Here is a 21,768-nt window from a genome sequence, read left to right as displayed (position 1 = left end):
AGGTAACACATGATGCTGAAGGATCAGGACCGGATCTTTACCAACATCTACGGGATGCACGAGCGCACGCTGAACGGTGCCCAGGCCCGCGGGCATTGGGACGGCACTGCTGGCTTGATCGGCAACGGGCGGGACTGGATCATCCAGACGATGAAGGACTCAGGGCTGCGTGGACGTGGCGGCGCTGGCTTTCCGACCGGTCTGAAATGGTCGTTCATGCCCAAGGAAAGCGACGGGCGTCCTGCCTATCTGGTTGTGAACGCGGATGAATCCGAGCCCGGAACCTGCAAAGACCGCGAGATCATGCGTCACGATCCGCATACACTGATCGAGGGCTGCCTGATCGCATCCTTCGCGATGAATGCGCATACCTGCTATATCTACCTGCGTGGCGAATACATCCGCGAGCGTGAGGCGCTGCAGGCCGCGATTGATGAAGCCTATGACGCAGGTTTGCTGGGAAAGAACGCGGCCGGGTCCGGCTGGGATTTCGACTTGTTCCTGCATCACGGGGCGGGCGCCTATATCTGTGGTGAAGAAACCGCTCTGATAGAAAGCCTTGAGGGCAAGAAGGGCATGCCGCGGATGAAGCCACCGTTTCCGGCAGGTGCTGGTCTTTATGGCTGCCCAACTACTGTGAACAACGTGGAGTCGATTGCCGTAGTGCCGACCATCTTGCGTCGTGGCGCGGACTGGTTTGCAGGCTTTGGCCGTCAGAACAACGCAGGCACCAAACTGTTTGCAATCTCGGGCCATGTGAACAACCCGTGCGTCGTCGAAGAGGCGATGTCGATCCCGTTCGAACAGCTGATCGAGACCCATTGCGGTGGCATTCGTGGTGGCTGGGACAACCTGCTGGCGGTGATCCCGGGCGGCTCGTCCGTGCCTTGTGTGCGCGGTGAGAACATGCGTGACGCGATCATGGATTTCGACCACCTGCGCAACGATCTGGGCTCGGGCCTTGGAACGGCGGCGGTGATCGTGATGGACAAGTCTACCGATATCATCAAGGCGATCTGGCGCCTGTCGAAGTTCTACAAACACGAAAGCTGTGGTCAGTGTACGCCGTGCCGGGAAGGGACCGGCTGGATGATGAGGGTGATGGATCGTCTGGTGCGCGGCGAAGCGGAACTGGAAGAAATCGATATGCTGTTTGATGTGACCAAACAGGTCGAAGGCCACACGATCTGTGCGCTGGGGGATGCCGCGGCCTGGCCGATCCAGGGGCTGATCCGCAACTTCCGCGAGGAAATAGAAGACCGTATCAAGGCTCAGAAAACGGGCCGCATGGGTGCGATGGCGGCGGAGTGATACCAATGGAAGTATTCGCAGATTATGGACATGCAGTTGCGTCAGTGGTGATTTTCACCCTTGTCGTTCTTTTCATGGCTCCGTTCACGGCCCTGGCCAAACAGGGCAAAGGCCTGGCGCCTGGCGCGACGCCTGATCAGGACTATGGAGACCAGGCGTATCGCTTGAACCGTGCCTATCTGAACGGGACCGAGACCTTGCCTGCTTTTGCGGCGGTGACGGTCGCGGCGATCCTGATGGGGGTCAACCCGTTCTGGGTGAACCTTCTTGCCTCGGTCGCGCTGCTGGCGCGTCTGTTGATGCTGTTTGTGCATTTGCGGGGCATCGGAAAACCTAACGCGGGGCCGCGGTCTATTCTTTATGTTCTTGCGTGGGTCTGCATGTTCGTGATGGGTTTGATGGCTTTGGTGGCGGCGTTTTGATGTTCGTGCGCAATAAACAAGCCCCATCAAAAGCCCGTCGCACTGCAGTCTTGTGCGCTGTTGTCCTGTTGTCCGCAGTTTCGGCCTGTGGGCTTGTCACCCCGTCTGATGATCGAATTTTGTTCGACGGTAAGGCGTTCAGGGCCAAGGCGAAGCCAGTCGATAAGAAGGCCTCGCCTGCGGATTTCACCGTTGTTGTGAAAGGTGCCTCAGCTTCGCTGGATGGCGCGCGCGAAGCCGGGCGATACGAAGGAATCAAATTCTGCATCGCAAGTTTCGGGTCCTCAAGAATTGAATGGAAAGTAGGTCCGGATACCGACCCGCAGAACCTGCGTATCACCGATGACAACCTGACATTTGCAGGAACCTGCCAACGGCCATGACGCATAGTTCTGCATATCACGTCATGACGCGGCGGGTGTTATTGCATAGCAACCCGACCACCGGTCGTCTTGGAGTTTCCAAGACGAAAGGAATTGTTATGTCTGGTATGAAAACGCTTGCCTTGGTGTCGCTGATGACACTGCCGGTAATGGCCGAGGCCAAACCCCCTTTGCGCGAAGTCAAAGAGATCGACAACGAGCTCTATTACATCGCGATCGCAAACGAGATTTCGGAATATTGCCCGTCGATCAGTGGGCGCCGGATGAAAGCGATTGGAGTGATGTGGGGACTGCGGTCCAAAGCGAACAAGCTGGGCTACTCGGATAAGGAAATCCGGGACTACGTGGGTTCAGACGCCGAAAAGGACCGGATGCGCGCCAAGGGCGAAGCTTATCTGGCCCAAAACAACGTCGCCTATGACAACCCAAATTCCTTCTGTGCGCTGGGGCGTGCGGAAATCGAAAGAAACAGCGCCATCGGCGTGTATTTGAGGGCGAACTAGACCATGTCTGACCTCCGCAAGGTAAACATCGACGGGCAGGAAATCGAAGTCGACGGTGCGATGACCCTGATCCAGGCCTGCGAACAGGCCGGGGTCGAGGTGCCGCGCTTTTGCTATCACGAGCGTCTGTCGATTGCTGGAAACTGTCGGATGTGTCTGGTCGAAGTTGTCGGCGGCCCGCCGAAACCTGCAGCCTCTTGCGCGATGCAAGTGCGCGATCTGCGCCCCGGTCCAGAGGGTCAGCCGCCGGTGGTCAAGACAAACTCGCCCATGGTCAAGAAGGCCCGCGAAGGGGTGATGGAGTTTCTGCTGATTAACCATCCGCTGGACTGCCCGATCTGCGATCAGGGCGGCGAATGCGATTTGCAGGATCAGGCCATGGCCTATGGTCTGTCGGGCACGCGGTTCAAGGAAGCCAAGCGTGCGGTGGACGATCTGGATCTGGGGCCACTGGTCGGCACCGCGATGACCCGTTGCATCAGCTGCACTCGCTGCGTGCGGTTCACATCCGAGGTCGCGGGGATCACCCAGATGGGTCAGACCGGGCGTGGCGAGGACGCCGAGATCACCTCGTATCTGAATCAGACGCTGGATTCGAACCTGCAGGGCAACATTATTGACCTGTGCCCGGTAGGGGCGCTGACGTCGAAGCCTTACGCCTTTACCGCGCGGCCGTGGGAGCTGACCAAGACGGAATCCATCGACGTCATGGATGCCTTGGGCGCAAATATCCGCGTGGATACCAAGGGTCGCGAAGTAATGCGGTTTCTGCCGCGCAACCATGACGGCATCAACGAAGAATGGATCAGCGACAAGACCCGCTTTGTCTGGGATGGTTTGCGCCGACAGCGTCTGGATCAGCCTTATGTCCGAGAAAATGGCAAGCTGCGCCCGGCCACATGGCCTGAAGCTCTGACCAAGGCGGCTGAGGCGCTGAAAGGGGCTGAGAAACCTGCGGGGATCGTCGGTGACCTGGCTTCGGTTGAGGCCGCATATGCGTTGAAACATCTGATCGAAGGGCAGGGCGGTGTTGTCGAATGCCGCACTGACGGGACCAAGCTGCCTGCGGGCAATCGGGGTGCCTATGCCGGGACTGCCAGGATCGAGGATATCGATTCAGCCGAGCGTATCTTGATGATCGGCACCAACCCGCGCGACGAGGCGCCGGTTTTGAACGCGCGCATCCGCAAAGCTTGGGTGCAAGGGGCCGAGGTGGCGCTGGTCGGCCCCAAGGTCGAACTGACATATGATTACCACCATGTCGGCGATGACCGGGCGGCTTTGCAACAGGTTGTCGATATGGGTGGTGATGATGAAATCAAGGGCAAGCCCTCGCTGGTCATCGTTGGGCAAGGAGCACTGCAAGAGGCGGACGGCGCTGCGGTATTGGCCGCCGCGCAAACCGTTGCTGCCAATACAGAAAGCGGGCTGATTGTTCTGCACACCGCCGCCGGTCGCGTTGGTGCAATGGATGTGGATGCCACCAATCCAGCCGGGATGGACGCGGTCAGCGCGGCTGATGTGATCTATAACCTCGGCGCGGATGAGGTCGAAATCGGAGAGGGTGCCTTTGTCATCTATCAGGGCAGCCATGGTGACCGGGGCGCGCACCGCGCCGACGTGATCCTGCCGGCGGCGGCCTACACCGAAGAAAACGGTTTGTTCGTGAACACCGAAGGCCGTCCGCAATTGGCCATGCGTGCTGGTTTTGCACCCGGAGAGGCCAAGGAAAACTGGGCTATTTTGCGGGCTTTGTCGGCAGAACTGGGCGCAACACTGCCCTTCGACTTACTGGCACAGCTGCGTACCGCTTTGATCAAAGCTGTGCCGCATCTGGCGCGCATCGATGAGGTGGTCGAAAACGACGTACAGGCTTTGCAGACCGGGTCGCTTGGCAAAGCTGCCTTCCGCAACACGATCAAGGATTTCTATCTGACCAACCCGATTGCCCGTGCCTCGCAGCTCATGGCTGAGCTGTCTGCGCAGTCGCAGGCCCGAACCGCCGGAAAGATCGCAGCGGAATGAACCAAATCCGTTTCATATCACGGACAAGCGCGCGATTTGACGCGTCTGATTTGCGTGTGGAACGCAAGAAAAAGGGTGGCGTAGCGGCGGTAGATGCTGTTTACACCAACGCGCCGACCCAGCCGCAGATTGCGCAGGCACATGGCCTCTGCATCGCACGCGGAAAACGGAATACCCACGGTGTGAGGACCAATGGCTGATTTCTTTAACACCCCAGGCGGAATAGCCATCATCATTTTGGCGCAAGTGCTGGCAGTTGTGGCTTTTGTGATGATCTCGCTGTTGTTCCTTGTCTATGGCGACCGCAAGATCTGGGCCGCGGTTCAGATGCGCCGCGGGCCCAATGTTGTTGGCGTCTATGGCTTGCTGCAATCGGTGGCGGATGCGCTGAAATATGTGGTCAAAGAAGTGGTGATACCCGCTGGGGCCGATCGTACGGTCTTTATCCTCGCGCCGTTGACCTCCTTTGTTCTGGCAATGATCGCCTGGGCGGTGATCCCGTTCAACGACGGCTGGGTGCTGTCAGATATCAACGTGGCGATCTTGTACGTTTTTGCCGTATCCTCGCTGGAAGTTTATGGCGTGATTATGGGCGGTTGGGCGTCGAACTCAAAGTACCCGTTTTTGGGGTCTTTGCGGTCCGCTGCGCAGATGATCTCGTATGAGGTCTCCATTGGCCTGATCATCATCGGAGTGATCCTGTCGACGGGTTCGATGAACTTTGGTGCAATTGTGCAGGCACAAGACGGCAATCTGGGCCTGTTCAACTGGTACTGGCTGCCGCATTTCCCGATGGTCTTCCTGTTCTTTATCTCAGCACTGGCGGAAACCAATCGCCCGCCGTTTGACCTGCCCGAGGCGGAATCAGAACTGGTGGCTGGCTATCAGGTCGAATACTCTGCCACGCCGTTCCTGCTGTTCATGGCGGGTGAATACATCGCGATCTTCCTGATGTGCGCCTTGACCACGCTGCTGTTCTTCGGCGGTTGGCTGTCGCCGATCCCGGGCCTGCCCGACGGCGTGCTGTGGATGGTCGCTAAGATGGCGTTCTTCTTCTTCCTCTTTGCGATGGTCAAGGCGATCACGCCGCGCTACCGCTATGACCAGCTGATGCGGCTGGGCTGGAAAGTGTTCCTGCCGTTCTCGCTGGCCTGGGTGGTCTTTGTGGCCTTTGCAGCAAAATTCGACTGGTTCTGGGGCGCTTACGCCCGTTGGAGCGTAGGAGGCTGAGATGACCCAAATCGACTACACCCGCGCCGCCAAGTATTTTCTGCTGCAGGACTTCTGGGTCGGCATGAAATTGGGTTTGAAGTATTTCTTCGCCCCCAAGGCCACCATCAACTACCCGCATGAAAAGGGCCCGCTGTCGCCGCGGTTCCGGGGTGAGCACGCTCTGCGCCGCTATCCCAATGGCGAAGAACGCTGCATCGCCTGTAAACTCTGCGAGGCGATCTGTCCCGCCCAAGCGATCACCATCGACGCTGAACCGCGCGAAGACGGCAGCCGCCGCACCACGCGGTATGACATCGACATGACCAAGTGCATCTATTGCGGCTTCTGCCAAGAGGCCTGCCCGGTGGATGCCATTGTCGAAGGCCCGAATTTTGAATTCGCCACGGAAACCCGTGAAGAGCTGTTTTATGACAAGGAGAAACTCTTGTCGAATGGCGAACGCTGGGAATCCGAGATCGCGCGAAATCTGGAAATGGATGCACCGTACCGATGACTGACACACCGAAAAATCCGTTCGAACAGATGCTCAAACAGGCCCAGGATATGGCCAAGTCTTTGAATCCGGGGCTCGAGAATTTTTCGCCTCAGGGGTTCGAGTCGCTTTGGCCGACCATGCCGAAAGAGGTCATGGAGATGATGTTTGGCAACACCGTCAACAAAGAGGGGCTGGACGCTAAAACCCGCCTGTTGCTGACGCTGGCCGGGCTGACCTGTCAGGGCGCACAAGCTGACAGCGCCGTGCGTCAGACCGTGCGCCACGCACTGGAGGCCGGAGCCAAGAAACAAGAGATCGTGGAAACGATCGGTCAGATGTCGGTCTTTGCCGGCATCCCAGCCATGACCCGGGCGCTGGATCTGGCGAAAGAGGTCATGGGTGACAACGGGGATGAGGATCAATGACTGTCTTTGCCTTTTACCTGTTTGCCATCAGCGCCATCACCGGCGGGCTGTTCACGGTGATCAGCCGCCAGCCGGTGCACTCGGTTCTGTGGTTGATCCTGTCCTTTCTCTCCTCGGCAGGGCTGTTCGTGCTGTTGGGCGCCGAATTTGTGGCGATGCTGCTGATCATCGTCTATGTCGGCGCGGTCGCGGTGCTGTTCTTGTTCGTGGTGATGATGCTGGACGTGGACTTTGCCGAACTCAAGGCTGAGATGGCGCGCTATATGCCGTTGGCCTTACTGATCGGTCTGGTCATCCTGATGCAGTTCGTCATGGCCTTTGGCGCGTGGGACAGCGCGCAGGGCGCGGCGGCCAATCTGGCGCAGCCGGTGCCAGTGGATCGCCATAACACCGAGGCGTTGGGTGTCATCCTGTACGATCAATACTTCCTTCTGTTCCAACTGGCGGGCCTGATCCTGCTGGTGGCCATGATCGGCGCCATCGTTCTGACCCTGCGCCACCGCAAGGACATCAAGCGTCAGGACATCATCGGCCAGATGATGCGCGACCCGGCCAAGGCGATGGAGTTGAAGGACGTGAAACCGGGGCAGGGGTTGTGAAAAAAGTAACGAAGCATATCCCAGCGATCTGTTTCGCTTGGGTTGCGTCAAGCGGTGCTTCCTATGCTTGTTCGACAGCCTCAATGGCGGGCTTCCTGATGGATACGGGTACAGAGTTTCATTGGGATGTCCTCGAAAAGATCCGCGACCAAGAAGGTGGTGAGGGCATATTTCCGGTTGCCCGTGGGCAGTACTGCAGTTTTGCCTTTGCTGGCGAATACGATAATTATTTTGGTACACCAGTTAACAAGATCAAATCAGGCTTGCTGGTGCAAACGGTCCACAGTCTGGATGCTTGTAATCCTGAAACCAACTTGGTGATCACCGATTGCCAGAATGTGCAGGCTGCCATCCTGCTTGGGAAAGGACCTTATCCGGAAGAAGGTCAAGCTCACATTGCGGGATATACGCCAAGCCTAATTGGACACCATCTAGCGCCCGAAGGCCCGCTAGAGCTTTCTAAAATTGACAACGTTAGTGATTTGCGCGCCCAAGCGTCGGAGATTGGACTTCGTTCATACGACGAAAGCGAATTCGAGGAATTCTACGAATACCGTTTGGGCAACGATTCGATAGACACTTTTTGCGGCTGCAAACTCTACTACCCCGACTCGCCAGGAGCGAAGCTATGATCGGACTTGAACACTATCTGACGGTCGCGGCGACGCTGTTCGTCATCGGCATCTTCGGTCTCTTCCTGAACCGCAAGAACGTCATCATCCTGCTGATGAGCATCGAACTGATGCTGCTGGCGGTGAATATCAACCTCGTGGCGTTTTCCAGTTTCCTCGGCGATCTGGTCGGGCAGGTGTTTACGCTGTTCGTCTTGACCGTGGCGGCGGCCGAGGCGGCGATCGGGCTGGCCATTCTGGTTTGTTTCTTCCGCAACCGTGGTTCAATCGCGGTTGAAGATGTCAATATGATGAAGGGGTAAGAGATTATGGAAACCACCATCCTCTTTGCCCCGCTGGTGGGCGCGCTGATCTGCGGGTTTGGCTGGCGATTTATTGGCGAGAAGGCTGCCATGTGGACCGCCACGGGCCTGCTGTTTCTGGCCTGTTTGCTCAGCTGGATCATCTTCTTCACCTTTGACGGTCACACCCAGCAGATCGAGATCATGCGCTGGATCGAAAGCGGATCGCTGTCGACAAGCTGGGCGGTACGTCTGGACCGGTTGACCGCGATCATGCTGATTGTGGTGACGACCGTCTCGGCGCTGGTGCACCTGTATTCCTTTGGCTACATGGACAACGACCCGCAATGGCGTGAGGGCGAAAGCTATAAGCCGCGCTTCTTTGCCTATCTGTCGTTCTTTACCTTCGCGATGCTGATGTTGGTGACGGCGGACAATCTGGTTCAGATGTTCTTTGGCTGGGAAGGTGTGGGCGTCGCGTCCTATCTGTTGATCGGGTTCTACTATCGCAAACCGACCGCTAACGCCGCCGCGATGAAAGCGTTCATCGTCAACCGGGTTGGTGACTTTGGCTTTGCGCTGGGGATTTTTGCGCTGTTCCTGCTGACCGACAGCATCAACTTCTCAGACATCTTCGCCTCGGCCCCGAAACTGGCAGAGACACAACTGCACTTCCTGTGGGGCGAATGGAGCGCCATCGAAGTGATCTGCGTGCTGCTGTTCATCGGCGCTATGGGGAAATCGGCGCAGTTGATCCTGCACACTTGGTTGCCGGACGCGATGGAAGGCCCGACGCCTGTGTCTGCGCTGATCCACGCCGCAACCATGGTGACGGCTGGAGTCTTCCTGATCTGCCGCATGTCGCCCCTGATGGAGTTCGCGCCGGGTGCGACCGGGTTCATCACCTTCCTGGGTGCTTCGACCGCGTTTTTTGCCGCGACCGTGGGTCTGGTACAGACCGACATCAAACGGGTGATCGCCTATTCGACCTGTTCACAGCTGGGCTACATGTTTGTGGCCGCGGGTGTTGGCATGTATTCGGCAGCGATGTTCCACCTGCTGACACACGCGTTCTTCAAGGCGCTGTTGTTCCTTGGCGCAGGATCGGTCATCCATGCCATGCATCACGAGCAGGAGATGACCGAATACGGCGGTTTGCGGAAGAAGATTCCCTTTACTTTCGCTGCGATGATGATCGGCACGCTGGCCATCACGGGTGTTGGCATTCCACTGACTCAGATCGGGTTCGCTGGCTTTCTGTCCAAGGACGCGATTATCGAAAGCGCCTTTGCCGGTGGCACGGGCTATGCGTTCTGGATGCTGGTGATAGCGGCTGCGTTCACTTCATTCTACAGCTGGCGCTTGATCTTCCTGACCTTCTATGGCGAAGAGCGGGGCGACAAGCACACCCATGAGCACGCGCATGAAAGCCCGATGTCCATGCTGGTCCCGCTAGGGGTTCTGTCCCTGGGCGCGGTGTTTGCTGGGATGATCTGGTATGGCAACTTCTTTGGCCACGCGGACAAGGTTGGCAAGTTCTATGGCATTCCGGTGGCCGAGGCGTCCGAGCATGCTAAAGCTGGTGATCACGGCACTGCCGATCCGACCCATGGTGACGACACGCATGCTGATGAGGCGCACGCGGATGACGGCCACGGCGATGGTGCTGCACATGATGAAGAAGCGGCCCATGGCGGTGATCATCACTATGTGTTTGCCGGTGAGCCTGGAGAGGGCGCGATTTACATGGGGCCGGACAACCATGTTCTGGACGATGCGCATGCAGCCCCCAAATGGGTCAAGGTCTCGCCGTTTGTCGCGATGGCGCTGGGCTTTATCGTGGCCTATTGGTTCTACATCGTGAACACGTCGCTGCCCGCACGTCTGGCAGCGAACCAGCGTCCGCTGTACCTGTTCCTGCTGAACAAATGGTATTTTGACGAGATCTACGATGCGATTTTTGTCAAACCCACCTTGGCAATAGGCCGGTTCCTGTGGAAACGCGGCGATGGCAACACCATCGACGGCTTCCTGAACGGGATCGCGATGGGCGTTGTTCCCTTCTTTACCCGCCTCGCAGGAAAGGCGCAGACGGGCTACATCTTTACTTACGCCTTCTGGATGGTTCTGGGCATCGCAGCCCTGGTCACCTGGATGTCGATCGGCGGAGGCGCCCACTAATGGATAACATCCTCTCGATCGTCACCTTCATTCCGGCCGTGGCGGCAGGCATTCTGGCCCTGTTCCTGCATGGCGAGGACGTGGCCGCACAGCGCAACGCAAAATGGGTCGCGCTGGTTGCAACTACGGTGACGTTTCTTGTCTCGATCGGTATCTACACAGGTTTCGATCCGTCCAACACCGGCTTCCAGATGGTGGAAGAAGGCCAGTGGCTGCTAGGTCTGAAGTACAAAATGGGCGTGGACGGCATCAGCGTTCTGTTCGTGCTACTGACCACGTTCATCATGCCGCTGACAATCCTGGCCAGCTGGAACGTGACCGACCGCGTCAAGGAATACATGATCGCCTTCCTGTTGCTGGAAACGTTGATGCTGGGCGTGTTCATGGCGCTGGATCTGGTGCTGTTTTACCTGTTCTTCGAGGCCGGCCTGATCCCGATGTTCCTGATCATCGGTATCTGGGGCGGTAAAGAGCGCATCTATGCGAGCTTCAAGTTCTTCCTCTACACGTTTTTCGGCTCGGTCCTGATGCTGGTGGCGATGGTTGCGATGTATGCGGATGCCGGCACCACAGACATCCCGGCGCTGATGACGCATCATTTCTCATCTGACGGGTTCAGCGTGCTGGGTGTCTACGTCGTAGGCGGCATGCAAACGCTGATGTTCCTGGCATTCTTCGCCAGTTTTGCCGTCAAGATGCCGATGTGGCCGGTTCATACCTGGTTGCCGGACGCGCACGTGCAGGCACCCACGGCGGGGTCCGTCGTGCTTGCGGCGATCCTGTTGAAGATGGGTGGCTATGGCTTCTTGCGGTTCAGTCTGCCGATGTTCCCGGTGGGGTCAGCCGTGATGACCGATCTGGTGCTGTGGATGTCGGCGATTGCCGTTGTCTACACCTCGCTGGTGGCGCTGGTGCAGGAAGACATGAAAAAGCTGATCGCCTATTCCTCGGTCGCGCATATGGGCTTTGTGACCATGGGGATTTTTGCCGCGAACCAGCAGGGGATCGACGGGGCCATATTTCAGATGCTCAGCCATGGGTTCATCTCGGCGGCGCTGTTCCTGTGTGTCGGAGTAATCTATGACCGGATGCATACCCGCGATATCGAAGCTTATGGCGGTCTGGTGATAAGGATGCCCGCGTATGCCTTGGTCTTCATGCTGTTCACCATGGCCAATGTCGGCCTGCCGGGGACCAGCGGCTTTATCGGGGAGTTCCTGACGCTGATGGGCGCCTTTCAGGTCAACACCTGGGTGACGGCTGTGGCAGCAAGCGGTGTGATCTTCTCGGCTGCATACGCGCTATGGCTTTATCGCCGCGTGGTATTTGGTGACCTGATCAAGGAAAGCCTCAAGGCGATGACGGACATGAGCTCGCGCGAGCGGCTGATCTTTGCGCCGCTGATCGTGATGACCATCCTGCTGGGGGTCTACCCGTCGCTGGTAACTGATGTGATCGGCAACTCGACCGCGGCGCTGATTTTGAACTATGACACGGCTCTGGCCGCGGCTGAAGCCGTGACCCAGACGGCCGCCTCGCATTAAGGGAGCTTTGGAGACATGATCCAGGCTGATCTGACAATAATCCTGCCGGAGATCGTTCTGGCTGTCTATGCGATGGTCGCTTTGATTGGGGCCGTTTACACGACGAAAGACGGGCTGGCTTCGGTTTTGGTCTGGACGACGGCGGCGCTGATGGCGCTGCTGGCCTTCTGGATCGCCACCAACGGCGACGGTGTCAACGTGGCGTTCAACGGCATGTTTGTGGATGACGGGTTCTCTCGCTTTGCCAAGGTGACAATCCTTTTGTCTGCAGCTGCGGTTCTGGTGATGAGCCAGGACTACATGGCGCGGCGCGATCTGTTGCGGTTCGAATACCCCCTGCTGGTGGCGCTGGCCGCCGTGGGCATGATGATGATGGTCAGCGCAGGCGACCTGATGTCTCTATATATGGGGCTGGAGCTGCAATCGCTGTCCTTGTATGTTGTGGCCGCATTGCGTCGTGACAGCGCCAAATCCACCGAAGCCGGTCTGAAGTACTTTGTACTGGGTGCGCTCAGCTCGGGCCTGCTGCTGTACGGTGCATCGCTAGTCTATGGCTTTACCGGCACCACGCTGTTCTCGGGCATCATCCAGACGGTCCATCACGGAGAGGTTTCAGTTGGTCTGCTCTTCGGCCTGATCTTCCTGATCTCGGGCCTGGCGTTCAAGGTCTCGGCCGTGCCGTTCCATATGTGGACACCGGACGTATATGAAGGCTCGCCTACGCCGATTACAGCTTTCTTCGCAACCGCGCCCAAAGTGGCTGCGATGGCCCTGTTTGCGCGGGTGCTGCATGACGCCTTTGGTGGAGTGGTGAAAGACTGGCAGCAGGTGATTGTGCTGCTTTCGGTTCTTTCGATGCTGCTGGGCGCAGTTGCGGCCATCGGTCAGCGCAACATCAAACGTCTGATGGCGTTCTCGTCGATTGCCCATATGGGGTATGCGCTTATTGGTTTGGCGGCGGGCACCGAAATGGGCGTCAAGGCGATGCTGATGTATCTGGCGATCTATGTGACCATGAATATCGGCACGTTTGCGTTCATCCTGATGATGGAGCGCGATGGAAAACCCGTCACTGACATCGATGCTTTGCGCCAGTATTCAAAGCGTGATCCCGGTAAGGCATTGGCCGTATTGATCTTGATGTTCAGCCTTGCAGGCGTGCCGCCGATGCTGGGTTTTTTCGCCAAGTTCGGCGTGTGGCAAGCCGGTGTCAGTGCGGGTCTGACGGGCTTGGTCATCGTTTCGGCCATCGCCTCGGTCATCGGTGCGTTCTATTATCTGCGGATCGTGTTCTATATGTATTTCGGGGACGAGAATGAGGACCCGATCGAGACGCGCTCGACTCCGGTTCTGTGGGTTGCCCTTATGGGGTCTGCGGCGATGATGCTGGTCGGCGTGATTTATCAGTTCGGTATCGAAAGCGCGGCTGCAGCCGCGGCAACGACACTTGTCAACTGACATACAAATTACCCAATTGCAGAGGGCTCGGTCGGCGAACCGGGCCTTTTTGACATGACCGACTGGCCGCAGGGATACGGCTTGCACGTGTTGCAACAGGTCGACAGCACGTTGGATGAGGCGGCCCGTATTGCCCCTTCGGCGCAAGGACCAGTGTGGATCACGGCGCATAGCCAAACTTCGGCACGTGGTCGACGGGGGCGGGCCTGGGCCAACCCTAAGGGCAATCTGGCGGCCACCCTGTTGATGCGCCCGGACGGTAGCCCTGAACAAGCCGCCTTGCGCAGCTTTGTGGCGGCGCTGGCCCTGTTTGACGCCTGTGTCGCGGTCACCGGGCGTGCTGCGGGCTTTGCGCTTAAGTGGCCTAATGATGTGTTGCTGAACGGTGGGAAGCTGGCTGGTATCCTTTTGGAAAGCACAGGGCAGGGACGCGCCGTGTCGCACTTGTCCATCGGCATTGGCGTCAACCTGTCCGAGGCCCCTCCGAGCCATGCGGTAGAACCCGGTGCACTGCGCCCTGTTTCGCTGCTGTCTGAAACCGGTGCCAGCGTCACGCCTGAGGATTTTTTAACCGAACTGGCCGCAGCTTATGCCGGGTACGAAAGCCAGTTTGCCACCTACGGGTTCGAGCCGATCCGAACCGCGTGGTTGTCCCGCGCAGCCCGGTTGGGCGAAGTCATCACCGCCCGCACCACTACGTCCGAGACGGTGGGGACCTTTGAAACCGTGGACAGCAGCGGCAACCTTGTCCTAAAGACCGCCAAAGGCCGCGTTGGCATTCCTGCGGCGGATGTGTTTTTCTGAAGGAGACCGGGATGCTTTTGGCAATTGATTGCGGCAATACAAACACCGTTTTCTCGATCTGGGATGGTGAGAGTTTTCTGTGCACCTTGCGCACGTCGACCCACCATTCCCGCACGGCAGATGCCTATTTCACCTGGTATTCGACTTTGGTAAAGCATTACGGGATCGAGGCTGACATCACAGATGTCATAATTGCCTCAACAGTGCCCCGGGTGGTGTTCAACCTGCGGATTTTTGCGGACCGTTTCTTTGGGTGCCGGCCGCTGGTCGTGGGTAAGCCGGAATGCCTGCTGCCGGTTGCGCCCCGGATAGATGAGGGGACAGTACCCGGGCCGGACCGGTTGGCAAATGCGGTGGCGGCGTTCGATCGGCATGGTGGCGATGTGGTTGTCGTCGATTTTGGAACGGCTACGAATTTTGATGTTGTGGCCTCGGATGGGGCATATGTTGGCGGCATCATTGCGCCCGGTGTAAACCTGTCCCTTGAGGCTTTGCACCAAGGGGCAGCGGCATTGCCGCATATCGACATCACGCGCCCGGAAAGGGTGATTGGCACGAATACGGTTGGCTGTATCCAGTCAGGCGTGTATTGGGGCTATTCCGGGCTGATCGAGGGGTTGATTGCCCGGATCAAAGCAGAATATGGAATGCCGATGAAAGTGATCGGAACTGGCGGGCTGGCCCCTTTGTTCGATCAGGCTGACGTCGGGTTTGACGCCATCGAAGACGATTTGACGATGCACGGCCTGACCGTGATCCATCGCTATAACAAGGAAAATGGCTCGACATGAGCAGTGAACGACTGATCTATCTGCCGCTGGGCGGTGCAGGCGAAATTGGCATGAACGCGTATGTCTATGGCTATGGCAAGCCTGGGCAAGAACGGTTGATCCTTGTTGACCTGGGGGTGACCTTTCCGGATATGGACACGACGCCGGGGGTTGACCTGATTCACGCGGATATTTCCTGGTTGCAGGAACGTGCCGACCGGTTGGAGGCCGTCTTTGTCACCCACGCGCATGAGGACCACGTCGGCGCTGTGGCGCATTGTTATGGCGCACTAGGCGCGCCGATCTATGCGCGGGCGTTCACCGCCAACATCGCGCGCCGCAAAATGGAAGAGCATGGCCACCCCGAAGACGCGGTTCAGACCATCTCGGCCTGGCCAGAACAGATTTCGGTAGGTCCATTCTCGGTCGGGTTCCTACCGGTGTCACATTCGATTCCCGAAAGTGCCGCGCTGGTTGTTGACACCCCTGCGGGCCGGATCGTGCACACGGGCGACTTTAAGCTGGACACAGCCCCTATCGTGGGCGAGCCGTTTGATCCCGACTTGTGGGCCGAGGTGGCCAAGCCCGGCGTAAAAGCGTTGGTGTGCGACAGCACAAACGTGTTTTCCCAGCATGCCGGACGCTCGGAATCCGACGTCGGCCCCGAGATCACCAAGTTGGTAGAAAGCGCCAGCGGTATGGTGGTTGCCACGACCTTTGCGTCAAACGTGGCCCGGGTGAAGACATTGGCCGAAGCCGGGCAGCGGGCCGGGCGTTCGGTCGTTCTGCTGGGTCGCGCCATGCGACGTATGATCGAGGCGGCCACTGAAACCGGCATCCTGACGGACTTTCCCAAAGTCGTTAGCGCCGAAGAGGCCGTCGACCTGCCGCGCCAGAATCTGATGTTACTTGTGACCGGAAGTCAGGGTGAACGTCGGGCCGCCAGCGCACAACTGGCGCGCGGTAAGTATCGCGGGCTGGAGTTGAAAGAGGGCGATCTGTTCCTGTTCTCGTCCAAGACCATCCCAGGAAATGAGCGTGGCGTGATCTTCATAATGAACCAGCTCAGCGAAAAGGGTGTGGATGTGGTGGATGACAGCTCGGGTCTCTATCATGTCTCGGGCCATGCCAATAGACCGGATCTTGAGAAAGTGCATGCGCTGATCGATCCGCAGATGGTCATCCCGATGCATGGTGAACACCGTCACCTGCGCGAACACGCCAAGTTGGCCGAGGCCGGTGGGCGCACGGGTATTCTGGCGGTCAACGGCACTATGCTGGACCTGACCGGGAACGCGCCGCGTGTGGTGGACTATATTGAAACCGGTCGCACTTATCTGGACGGCACGGTCAAGGTTGGTGCTTTGGACGGGGTTGTGCGCGACCGAATCCGAATGGCGCTGAACGGGCATGTTACTGTGACCGTTATTCTGGACGAAGAGAACGAGCCGTTGGGCGAGCCCTGGTGCGATACGATGGGGTTGTCCGAAACCGGAACCTCGCGTGCGGCGTTGGTCGAGGTACTGGAAGAGGATCTGAACCAGTTCCTCATGCGGGCAGATGCAAAAACCCTGCGCGATGATGACAAACTGGAAGAAGCCCTGCGCCGCATCGTTCGGCAGACCGCAAAATCTGAGATCGGCAAAAAGCCCGAGGTGACGACGGTGATCAGCCGAATGAAGTAAGCGCTGTGTCTTAGTCCGTTTCGGGCATCGGATAGCCCTTCAGACGCAGGAACAGGCTTTGTTCATCGCTGTGCTGGTAAAAGGGGACTGAAGTGGGCGGCGCGGTGTCAGTGATCCGTGCCGCGATTTCCGCCAGCACAACCTCAGTAATAAAGGGCAGGTCCAGATCGCGCGCCCGCCCCAGTGCAACCCATTGCAAATGGGACAGCTCGTCCGAGGCACGGCTGAAATCGTCCAGGTCGCCCTGTATCGCTGTGGCGTCGACCAGAAAGAACCGCGCATCAAACCGGCGCGGACGACCCGGAGGTGTCACCGCCCGAAACACAAACTGAAGCGCATCCGCCGCGGGTTGAATACCCATGTCCGCAAAGCTCTGCCAATCTTCGGGCACTGATCCGAGCCAGCCACCGGGTTGGCCAAGCATCAGCCCGGTTTCTTCCCATAACTCACGGATTGCGGCAGCGGCCAAAGCGTTCTGCATGCCCGGCTGCGCCTGTTCGCTCAGCCGTTCGCTGCAAATCTCGGGCAGGTTCGACACCAAAGACACATCCGAATCCGCCGCGTCCACGGCGCCACCGGGAAACACAAACTTGTTCGGCATGAAGGCGGCTTTTGCGCCGCGCTGCCCCATTAGGATCGAGGGGTTGGTCAAGCGGTCTCGTAGCACGATGACCGTAGCCGCGTTCCGTATAGCTGATTTGTCTTCTGTCATGCCCTGCGCGACCCGGTTGCCAAGGTCATTACGCTTTTTCGAAACCGTGCATGCGGCGCGCCCATTGATAGGCCACCACGGCCCCCTTGAAACGGGGCAGCAGGAACAGTGACAAGGCAGTGCAGCCAATTGCAAAAGCCAGGAACATCGTCAGTGGTTCTGGGCGCCACTGCACGTAAGTGACATGCAAGGCAGGGGCCAGCAGATGGCCGACCAGCAGAATGGTCAGATAGGCCGGGCCGTCATCTGCCCGGTGGTGAAACAGTTCCTGACCGCAATTGCTGCAGCTGTCATTGACCTTCAGGTAACCGCGCAAAAGCCTGCCCTCACCGCATTTCGGGCACCGGCAACGAAAGCCCTTTATCAGGGCAGCCTTGGTAGGTCGGTCATTCTCGGTCATGGTGTTGATCGTCTGATCTGTCATTTTGAAACTCGCGCGTTCGAATTGACGGGATATTGCGCTTGTTTTACCCCGCAGAAAAGGGGGGTGCGTCGCTTTGTGTCGCGATGCCCAGATCAAATCTTTAGGAAGCTTAACTTTCAGCCCGGTGAAAAATTCTGTTTTCAGCGACGGAACCGGGTTCCTGGGCCGTTTGAACCTATGTGAGCAGCGGCGATGGGGCCGCTTGAATCAAAGGAAAAACGATATGAAAAGCGTAAAATTCATCCCGGCCATCCTTATCTCGGCTGTTGCAATCACCGGCACCTCGGTGCTGGCTGCCGGTCCGAAAGACCGCGCACCCGTGACTTTCCAGGAACTGGACGCCAATGGCGATGGTCAGGTGACGCAGGAAGAAATGCAGGCTCATCGCAATCAACGCTTCACCGATGCCGATACCGATGGGGACGGTCAGCTGAGTGTCGAGGAAATGCAATCCGCAGGCCAGACGAAGGCCAGTGAGCGCGTCACTAAGATGTTCGAAAAGAACGACGCCAATCAGGACGGTTTTCTGACCGAGGACGAGTTGCCCAAACCGCGCCGTGCTGGCAAGATGTTTGATCGTATCGACGCGGATAACAACGGGTCGATCTCGGAACAGGAATTTGCCGATGCAAAAGACAAGATGGGTCGAAAGCACAAGAAACACGGCCAGTCGGGCTCTGACGACAGCTGATGAAGGATGGAGGATCTGACCTCCCCTTTGCAGGATGTTCGCGGCACCTCTGGTGCCGCGGGCGACCCGGGCGACGATACGTTGCTGCGGCAGTTCGCAGATGGCGATGCTGCCGCTGCGCGTGAGCTGACCGATCGGCTGGGCCCGCGCAGCTTTTCCGTAGCTCTGCGGATGCTGGGTAACAGGGCAGAAGCCGAAGATGTGACGCAGGACGCCATGATGCGGCTGTGGCAAGTAGCGCCGAAATGGGTGCCGGGGCAGGCCAAGGTGTCGACCTGGCTGTACCGTGTGACGCTGAACCTGTGTGTGGACGTGCAACGCAAGAAAAAGCCCGACAGGCTGGCCGAAGTGCCCGAGCCCGAGGATGGTGAACCAAGCGTGGCGGACCGGATGCAGGACGGGGCACGCAAGGATGCGCTGCAGGACGCCTTGTCGCAATTGCCTGACCGGCAGCGGCAGGCCGTTATCTTGCGGCATATGGAAGAATTGCCCAATCCCGAAATCGCCGGGATTATGGGCGTTTCAACAGAAGCGGTAGAAAGTCTGACCGCGCGCGGAAAACGGTCTCTGGCGGCGATACTGGCCGGACGACGTGATGAACTGGGGTATGACGATGGCTGATGACACCACTGAACTTGAACAGTTGTTTGCCCAGGCGCGGCAAGCCCGGTCCGGTTTGCCCGATGAACTTGCGGTTCGAATTCTGACAGATTCCGAATCCGTGCGGCTTTCCCGGATGACGCCTGTACTACAGCCACGGCGCTCCCTGTGGGCGCGGCTATTGGACGGGTTTGGCGGCTGGCCCAGCATGGGTGGTTTGGTTGCGGCCAGCGCCGCGGGTGTTTGGATCGGGTTTTCAGCCCCTGACTTTCTGCCCGATCCGGCGACGTACATCTTTGCACAGGACAGCAGTTTCGTAGTTGCAGATCTTGGCCTGGACACAACATTTCTGGAGGACGCGGAATGAGCGAAAATCCCAAACCCAAGAAACGCTGGGTAACGGTTTTGTTGACCGTGTCCCTGGCGTTGAACCTGCTGATCGTGGGTATCGCGCTGGGAACAGCCTACAGGGTCAAAGGCGGGCACCATGCCAAGGCTCCACCCGGGTTCGGGTCCGCTTTGTACCGGGCATTGCCGAAAGAAGATCGCAAAGCTTTGCGCGGAGAATTGTCCGAGCGACACAAGCATGGATCAAAGCTCCGCGCCCAGGATTTCACTGCACTGGGCGCTGCATTGCGGGCCAATCCCTTTGATCCCGCGGCCGTGCAGGTTCTTTTGCAACAACAGGCGCAGGCCATGGCTGATTTGCAATTTGCCCTTCAGGATGAGTGGCTGGCGCGCGTTTCAGAGATGAGTGACGCAGAGCGACAGACCTATGCAACCCGGTTGGAAGAGGTTGTGCGGCGCAGACCTCATGGGCGCAAGTGGAAAGACTAAGCGGCGCTTTGCCGGACCCGAACCTGATCACGTCCGGCTGTTTTGGCAGCATAAAGCGCGGTGTCGGCGGATTTGATCAACTTTTCCAGCGGTGAGGGCCGGTGTAACAGCGATGGCGCGTCCGGCTTGGTTGCGATCAGACCTATGCTGATCGTAACCGGGATGGGGCAGGGTGCATCTGGCAGTTTAAACGGTTTTCGACGGATGCTGTTGCACAGTGTGCGGGCCAGCTCTAGCGCTTTTTCCTGAGTGGTGTCCGACAGGCCGATCATGAACTCTTCTCCGCCGATACGTGCGACGAAACCGGCAGTGCCGACGGTTTGCTGCAACCGTGCCGCCGCCTCGGTCAGGACCATATCCCCAGCGGAATGGCCGAAATTGTCGTTGATGGCTTTGAAGTGATCTAGATCGGCCAGCATTACCGCAAATCCCTGCCCGGACCGTGCGGCCCGGTGCGCGATCTGATCCATCGCGCGCATCGCATAGCGTCGGTTGTGCAGGCCGGTCAGCGGATCAACCCACAATTCAGCCAGCCCGCGGCGCAGGGATGCGCGCATCTGATCCAGTCGCACCTTGCGCGCCACTTGATTGTCGATGCGCAAAACCGTCTCCTCGGCACAGAACCCGCCCAGACAGATTGCATCGGCGCCCCGATCCAGCGCGTCCGAGGCGCGCTCGGCTTTCTCGCCCTCAAGGATACCTATCAGAACGGTGTGTCGCGTTGCCCCCCGGGATTTCAGATCAGCAAGAAGGTTCAGGTCGGCTGGACTGGCCCCCACTTCGACCACGATGGCGTCCGGCACCGGGCCGGACAACAACCCTTGAAGGTTTGACGATGTATGTACCGCTAAGCTGTGTCGCATACGTTTCGCCAAAGCGTTTTGCCAGATTGCGCCGGTACGCGCACTATGCGTCAGAACAGCCACTCGCGCTGGTTTGGATGCCGTAATCAAGGTGCCGGCAGGTTCGGCAAACCCGATGGGCTGCGAGCTGTTTCCAGCCCTCAGATCCTGTGTATCAGCCCGTGCGCGTAACAGGCTACGAACCCGGGCCAGTAAAAACGTATCCTTGAACGGGTGCGCCAACACATCATCCAGCCCGTCCTCCAGTGCCTTCAACCTGGCTGATTTGTCGTTTTGCGGCGCAATCGCGACAACCGGTACGTCCATTAGATCCGGATCAGCCATCACCAGCTTTTTCACATCCGCAGCGACACCGTCCGGCAAGGTCTGAGAGGTCAGAACCAGATCGGGCTTGGCCCGACGCAGGAGTCCCGCCAACCCATGAAGCCGTTCGCCCTGAACGACGTGATACCACGCCGCCGTCAGCTGAACCTTCAGCATGATGCGATTGGTCGAGGTCCCGTCGAGGACAAGGATGGTTCCCTGCACGGACATATTGGTCACCGTTGGTTGCATGCGTTGCCAAAGTGTTTATGAGTTTGGTTAACAAACCCTTTCCAAGAGCTGATCCGGGGCCTCTTTATGCCAATATCCGCCCAATCTGCTGAAACGCTGGCGCTGAACGCTCTGGGCTGGCTTGTCGGAAACGAAGAGCTTCTGCCTGTTTTTCTGGGCTCTACCGGTACATCAGAGCAAGATCTGCGAGACAGAGCCTCTGAGCCAGAGTTGCTGGGATCAGTGCTGGAGTTTCTGATGCTTGACGATTCGTGGGTGGTTGCCTTTTGTGACGCAAACTCGGTGCCCTATGAATTGCCGGGGCAAGCGCGCGCCGTTTTGTCCGGCGAGGCCGATGTCCACTGGACCTGATCCT

25 protein-coding genes are annotated in these 21,768 nt (G+C 58.3%); 22 read left to right on the top strand and 3 right to left on the bottom strand.

Annotated features, from left to right (window positions below; translation table 11 throughout):
• The first annotated feature begins 12 nt into the window (after positions 1-12).
• The 17 genes from nuoF to SJY13_RS07740 all read left to right on the top strand — a co-directional run bounded on the left by nuoF (position 13) and on the right by SJY13_RS07740 (position 16,731).
• The gene (nuoF, locus tag SJY13_RS07820) at positions 13-1,311 is read left to right on the top strand and encodes an NADH-quinone oxidoreductase subunit NuoF (protein WP_085821570.1); all 1,299 of its coding nucleotides are present in this window, start codon (positions 13-15) and stop codon (positions 1,309-1,311) included.
• A 5-nt stretch (positions 1,312-1,316) separates the two neighbouring features.
• Complete coding sequence (locus tag SJY13_RS07815; RefSeq protein WP_085821143.1) at positions 1,317-1,733, top strand: MAPEG family protein; 417 nt, start codon at positions 1,317-1,319, stop codon at positions 1,731-1,733.
• Positions 1,733-2,116: a hypothetical protein gene (locus tag SJY13_RS07810; protein ID WP_377189844.1), complete on the top strand. Its 384-nt coding sequence runs from the start codon at positions 1,733-1,735 to the stop codon at positions 2,114-2,116. Before SJY13_RS07815 ends, SJY13_RS07810 begins: the two co-directional genes overlap by 1 nt.
• Positions 2,117-2,214: 98 nt before the next feature.
• Entirely contained in the window at positions 2,215-2,619 is a 405-nt protein-coding gene (locus SJY13_RS07805; RefSeq protein WP_377189841.1) for a DUF5333 domain-containing protein, read from the top strand.
• A 3-nt stretch (positions 2,620-2,622) separates the two neighbouring features.
• Positions 2,623-4,644 carry an NADH-quinone oxidoreductase subunit NuoG gene (gene nuoG, locus SJY13_RS07800; RefSeq protein WP_377189838.1) on the top strand — a complete coding sequence of 674 codons (2,022 nt, stop codon included), beginning with the start codon at positions 2,623-2,625 and terminating at the stop codon, positions 4,642-4,644.
• A gap of 192 nt (positions 4,645-4,836) precedes the next feature.
• A complete protein-coding gene (nuoH, locus tag SJY13_RS07795) occupies positions 4,837-5,874 on the top strand; it encodes an NADH-quinone oxidoreductase subunit NuoH (protein WP_085821138.1) in 1,038 nt (345 codons plus the stop codon).
• A gap of 1 nt (position 5,875) precedes the next feature.
• On the top strand, positions 5,876-6,370 hold the full coding sequence (gene nuoI, locus SJY13_RS07790; protein WP_085821137.1) for an NADH-quinone oxidoreductase subunit NuoI: 495 nt from the start codon (positions 5,876-5,878) through the stop codon (positions 6,368-6,370).
• The gene (locus SJY13_RS07785) at positions 6,367-6,777 is read left to right on the top strand and encodes a carboxymuconolactone decarboxylase family protein (protein ID WP_085821136.1); all 411 of its coding nucleotides are present in this window, start codon (positions 6,367-6,369) and stop codon (positions 6,775-6,777) included. Before nuoI ends, SJY13_RS07785 begins: the two co-directional genes overlap by 4 nt.
• Complete coding sequence (locus tag SJY13_RS07780) at positions 6,774-7,376, top strand: NADH-quinone oxidoreductase subunit J (RefSeq protein WP_085821135.1); 603 nt, start codon at positions 6,774-6,776, stop codon at positions 7,374-7,376. The genes SJY13_RS07785 and SJY13_RS07780 overlap by 4 nt, the downstream gene beginning before the upstream one ends.
• Positions 7,373-8,008 (top strand): hypothetical protein, encoded by a 636-nt coding sequence (locus tag SJY13_RS07775; RefSeq protein ID WP_377189833.1) that lies wholly within the window; start codon positions 7,373-7,375, stop codon positions 8,006-8,008. Before SJY13_RS07780 ends, SJY13_RS07775 begins: the two co-directional genes overlap by 4 nt.
• Positions 8,005-8,310 carry an NADH-quinone oxidoreductase subunit NuoK gene (nuoK, locus tag SJY13_RS07770; RefSeq protein ID WP_050602759.1) on the top strand — a complete coding sequence of 102 codons (306 nt, stop codon included), beginning with the start codon at positions 8,005-8,007 and terminating at the stop codon, positions 8,308-8,310. Before SJY13_RS07775 ends, nuoK begins: the two co-directional genes overlap by 4 nt.
• Positions 8,311-8,316: 6 nt before the next feature.
• Positions 8,317-10,470 carry an NADH-quinone oxidoreductase subunit L gene (gene nuoL, locus SJY13_RS07765; protein ID WP_377189829.1) on the top strand — a complete coding sequence of 718 codons (2,154 nt, stop codon included), beginning with the start codon at positions 8,317-8,319 and terminating at the stop codon, positions 10,468-10,470.
• Complete coding sequence (locus SJY13_RS07760) at positions 10,470-12,014, top strand: NADH-quinone oxidoreductase subunit M (protein ID WP_085821132.1); 1,545 nt, start codon at positions 10,470-10,472, stop codon at positions 12,012-12,014. The genes nuoL and SJY13_RS07760 overlap by 1 nt, the downstream gene beginning before the upstream one ends.
• Positions 12,015-12,029: 15 nt before the next feature.
• Positions 12,030-13,472 (top strand): NADH-quinone oxidoreductase subunit NuoN, encoded by a 1,443-nt coding sequence (gene nuoN / locus SJY13_RS07755; protein WP_085821131.1) that lies wholly within the window; start codon positions 12,030-12,032, stop codon positions 13,470-13,472.
• Between the two features lie 54 nt (positions 13,473-13,526).
• Positions 13,527-14,276, top strand: coding sequence for a biotin--[acetyl-CoA-carboxylase] ligase (locus tag SJY13_RS07750; protein ID WP_377189824.1), 750 nt, complete (start codon positions 13,527-13,529; stop codon positions 14,274-14,276).
• An 11-nt stretch (positions 14,277-14,287) separates the two neighbouring features.
• Positions 14,288-15,067, top strand: coding sequence for a type III pantothenate kinase (locus tag SJY13_RS07745; RefSeq protein ID WP_085821129.1), 780 nt, complete (start codon positions 14,288-14,290; stop codon positions 15,065-15,067).
• Positions 15,064-16,731, top strand: coding sequence for a ribonuclease J (locus tag SJY13_RS07740; RefSeq protein ID WP_377189821.1), 1,668 nt, complete (start codon positions 15,064-15,066; stop codon positions 16,729-16,731). Before SJY13_RS07745 ends, SJY13_RS07740 begins: the two co-directional genes overlap by 4 nt.
• 10 nt (positions 16,732-16,741) lie before the next feature.
• On the opposite strand, the gene SJY13_RS07735 is transcribed toward SJY13_RS07740, so the two are convergent.
• Positions 16,742-17,443 carry an NUDIX hydrolase gene (locus tag SJY13_RS07735; RefSeq protein ID WP_377189818.1) on the bottom strand — a complete coding sequence of 234 codons (702 nt, stop codon included), beginning with the start codon at positions 17,441-17,443 and terminating at the stop codon, positions 16,742-16,744.
• Between the two features lie 28 nt (positions 17,444-17,471).
• Positions 17,472-17,867 carry a DUF983 domain-containing protein gene (locus tag SJY13_RS07730; RefSeq protein WP_377189815.1) on the bottom strand — a complete coding sequence of 132 codons (396 nt, stop codon included), beginning with the start codon at positions 17,865-17,867 and terminating at the stop codon, positions 17,472-17,474.
• Between the two features lie 223 nt (positions 17,868-18,090).
• Between SJY13_RS07730 and SJY13_RS07725 the strand changes: the two genes are divergently transcribed.
• From SJY13_RS07725 to SJY13_RS07710, 4 genes are read left to right on the top strand one after another with little or no spacing between them, the layout of a single operon-like run.
• The gene (locus tag SJY13_RS07725; RefSeq protein WP_377189812.1) at positions 18,091-18,558 is read left to right on the top strand and encodes an EF-hand domain-containing protein; all 468 of its coding nucleotides are present in this window, start codon (positions 18,091-18,093) and stop codon (positions 18,556-18,558) included.
• A gap of 6 nt (positions 18,559-18,564) precedes the next feature.
• Positions 18,565-19,179 carry an RNA polymerase sigma factor gene (locus tag SJY13_RS07720; RefSeq protein ID WP_377189809.1) on the top strand — a complete coding sequence of 205 codons (615 nt, stop codon included), beginning with the start codon at positions 18,565-18,567 and terminating at the stop codon, positions 19,177-19,179.
• Complete coding sequence (locus SJY13_RS07715) at positions 19,172-19,525, top strand: hypothetical protein (RefSeq protein WP_377189806.1); 354 nt, start codon at positions 19,172-19,174, stop codon at positions 19,523-19,525. Before SJY13_RS07720 ends, SJY13_RS07715 begins: the two co-directional genes overlap by 8 nt.
• On the top strand, positions 19,522-19,995 hold the full coding sequence (locus tag SJY13_RS07710; RefSeq protein ID WP_377189803.1) for a periplasmic heavy metal sensor: 474 nt from the start codon (positions 19,522-19,524) through the stop codon (positions 19,993-19,995). Before SJY13_RS07715 ends, SJY13_RS07710 begins: the two co-directional genes overlap by 4 nt.
• Here the strand turns inward: SJY13_RS07710 and SJY13_RS07705 are convergent.
• Positions 19,992-21,413: a diguanylate cyclase gene (locus SJY13_RS07705; RefSeq protein ID WP_377189800.1), complete on the bottom strand. Its 1,422-nt coding sequence runs from the start codon at positions 21,411-21,413 to the stop codon at positions 19,992-19,994. The genes SJY13_RS07710 and SJY13_RS07705 overlap by 4 nt on opposite strands.
• Positions 21,414-21,479: 66 nt before the next feature.
• On the opposite strand from SJY13_RS07705, the gene SJY13_RS07700 reads away from it, so the two are divergent.
• Entirely contained in the window at positions 21,480-21,764 is a 285-nt protein-coding gene (locus SJY13_RS07700) for a DUF3572 domain-containing protein (RefSeq protein ID WP_377189797.1), read from the top strand.
• Positions 21,765-21,768 lie beyond the last annotated feature (4 nt).

Origin of the sequence: Ruegeria meonggei (assembly GCF_042768335.1) — a bacterium.
GTDB classification, from domain to species: Bacteria; Pseudomonadota; Alphaproteobacteria; order Rhodobacterales; family Rhodobacteraceae; genus Ruegeria; species Ruegeria meonggei.
This window is presented reverse-complemented; position numbering and strand designations above follow the sequence as displayed.